The sequence below is a fragment of the Deltaproteobacteria bacterium genome (assembly GCA_016210005.1).
Taxonomy (GTDB): domain Bacteria; phylum Desulfobacterota; class Binatia; order HRBIN30; family JACQVA1; genus JACQVA1.
Window position 1 is genome coordinate 1 of record JACQVA010000195.1, and the last position, 2,631, is coordinate 2,631.

General features: G+C 62.0%; 3 protein-coding genes. 1 reads left to right on the forward strand and 2 read right to left on the reverse strand.

Annotation, left to right across the window (positions count from 1 at the left end; genetic code table 11):
* Window positions 1-364: 364 nt before the first annotated feature.
* Window positions 365-952, reverse strand: a complete 588-nt coding sequence (locus HY699_19185) for a Uma2 family endonuclease (protein ID MBI4517935.1) — start codon at window positions 950-952, stop codon at window positions 365-367.
* A 367-nt stretch (window positions 953-1,319) separates the two neighbouring features.
* Window positions 1,320-1,691, reverse strand: coding sequence for a GxxExxY protein (locus HY699_19190; GenBank protein ID MBI4517936.1), 372 nt, complete (start codon window positions 1,689-1,691; stop codon window positions 1,320-1,322).
* Between the two features lie 462 nt (window positions 1,692-2,153).
* Here HY699_19190 and HY699_19195 point away from each other — a divergent pair.
* The coding region (locus HY699_19195; GenBank protein ID MBI4517937.1) for a hypothetical protein at window positions 2,154-2,631 on the forward strand (478 nt) is incomplete at its 3' end.

Sequence of the window (2,631 nt, forward strand, 5' to 3'; positions counted from 1 at the left end):
ACCCTTGCTCGCGCCGCTGCGCGGCTCGTGTGTGCCGCGGGTCTTCATGGCCACACCAAACGAATAGGCAACGGGAAGGTCAACGGGGCGACTCGCCTGGACCATGTCGTTATAGAAACCCGCCTCCCCAGCCTCCAGCCTCTTCAAATGCAGCAAAGTTCCGATTTCGGTGATCTACGGCAGTAGAGGGATGAGATGAGACGAAACGGAGCGATGAGGGATGGGCGGACTCATGCGCGAAACCGTTTGTGGAATCCTGCCCGTAGCGCTATGCGTCACGCGGCCTGCGGGGGCATCGGGCGACACGGTCACTGGCGGCGGTCTCACACCGCGGGCGTCATTCAGTCGGCTCGGGAATCTGATGCTACAGCTCGAAGACGTCGTCGACTGTGAACGCCAAGGCGGGCAGTACCTGGGAGCTGATCAGGCCGCGCCGGAAGATCTCCCCGGGGCCATAGTGTTCGCCAACGAGATGAAAAACGGTCACCTCCCGCCGATCGGGATCGACGAGCCAGTATTCATCGACGCCGTTCGTCTCGTAGATCTGCTTCTTCTCCGTGCGGTCTCGCCGCGCCGTGGGGTCGGACAAAATCTCCACGACCAAGTTGGGAACCATGCGCAAGAACTTCCGTCGTTCAGGTGCGGGACCGACAGCTATGCGCTCGCCGGAGATGAACGACACGTCCGGCTCGACCGTGTCGCCGGAGGGCAATTCGAATCCGGTGCTGGCGTCGAAGACCCGCCCCAGCTTACCACCGCGAACGTGCGTGCCGAGCAGAACGTTGAGATTGGAACCAATGCCGCCATGTGGCCAGCCAGCCGGTGGAGTCATCACGATCCTTCCGTTGATCAGCTCGTAGTGGTTGAGGTCCGAACGCGGACGTTCGTTCACCCATTCCCAGAACTCCCGCTGGGCGAAGGATTCGTCGGACTGGAAGGCGGTCTCGGCCATGACGGCTGCTACTATAGCGCGCGGCGCATGGGTTTGGAAACTCTGCCCCTGCAAGCCTCCAGCCCTCAGTCCCCGCCGTCAGTGCAGCAAAGTTTCGATTTCGGTGCTCTACGGCAGTGGAGGGTCGGGGCGAATGCGGCGGTGCTTTGTGGGGCTGAAACCGAGTGACCACCACGAAGAACACGAAGGCCACGAAGTTGGAGGAGGGCCGCGGGGCACCCCAGTCCCCAGCCTCCAGCCTCTGCTTTCAATGCCGCAAAGCGGCGATTTCGGTGATCTGCGTAGGATGTCGGGGCGAATGGAGCGGTGCTTTGTGAACCGGAAACCGAGTGACCACCACGAAGAACACGAAGGCCACGAAGTGCGGCTACAGAACAAAGCGCTGAAGCCCGTCCTTCAACACCGGGACATTGAAGTTGATCAACAGCCCGGTCCGGATGCCCGCCAACTTCATATAGGTAAGGAGCTGCGCGTGATGGATGCCGAGCACTTGTTCCACCGCCTTCAGCTCCACAATCAGGCGGTCCTCCACCAAGACATCAACCCGGTATCCACAATCCAGACGAGTTCCCTTGTATTCCACCGGCAGCGGCCACTGGAGCTTGAACCCGAGCCCGGCAAGGGTCAGTTCCCGAGCCAGGCACTGCTCGTAGGTCGACTCCAGCAGACCCGGACCCAGTACCCGGTGCACTTCGATGGCACAGCCGATCACTCGATTCGATACCTCATCGAACTGCATCTTCGTGCCCTTCGTGTGCTTCGTGGTTCTCCGACTTCGTCTGCTCATGTGAATCTACTTGAATCACCCCCATGCAGCAAAGTTCCGATTTCGGTGCTCTACGGTGGTGGAGGGTCGGGGCGAATGGAGCGCTGCTTTGTGCGGCTGAAACCGGTGACCACCACGAAGAACACGAAGGCCGCGAAGTTGGCGGAGGGCCGGGGGCACCCGAGCCTCCAGTCCCCAGCCTCCAGCCTCTGCCTTCGATGCAGCAAAGTCCGGTTTTCGGTGATCTACGGCGGTGGAGGGCGAGATGAGACGAAACGGAGCGATGCTCGATGGGCGGACTGACGCGAGAAACCGTTTGTTGAATCTTGTCCATGGCGGTATGCATCGCGCGGCGTGTTGCGGCAACACGTGCACTGATCTCTCGCTCAGGATGGCGGATGGGCAGAGACGCAGCAAAAGGCAATGGGAGGGGCGATGTCAACTCGTAGAGCGACTCTTCACGCGGTAATGCTCATAGGTGTTTTCATCCTGCGAGGTCACGTTGCCTACGGTGTCGACCGCACGTGGACCGGGCCGGTCTCCGCCGACTGGTTCACCGCCGGGAACTGGAGTCCCGCCGGCGTGCCCGCCGCTGGTGACACCGCCATCATCAATGGCGGCACGGCGGACCTCGGGGCGGCGGATACGATGGTGACTGGGTTCACTCTGAATGGAGGCACACTAACCGGCAGCGGGGCGCTCACGGTCAGCGGCACCATGGATTGGGCCGGCGGGGTCATGAGCGGGACGGGCACGACCAGCGTGAGCGCCAGCGGGACGTTGGCGATCAGCGGCGGTGACAACAAGTTCCTCGACGTGCGCACGTTGACCAACGCGGGCAGCGCTACGTGGAGCGGGACCGGCGATCTCTACGGGAGCAGTGGGGCGGTGTTTGCCAACACCGGCACCTTCA

Excerpts from the sequence above, each read along its gene's own strand:
- HY699_19185 (MBI4517935.1), bottom strand. The coding sequence starts at position 952 with ATGGCCGAGACCGCCTTCCAGTCCGACGAATCCTTCGCCCAGCGGGAG.
- HY699_19190 (MBI4517936.1), bottom strand. The coding sequence starts at position 1,691 with ATGCAGTTCGATGAGGTATCGAATCGAGTGATCGGCTGTGCCATCGAA.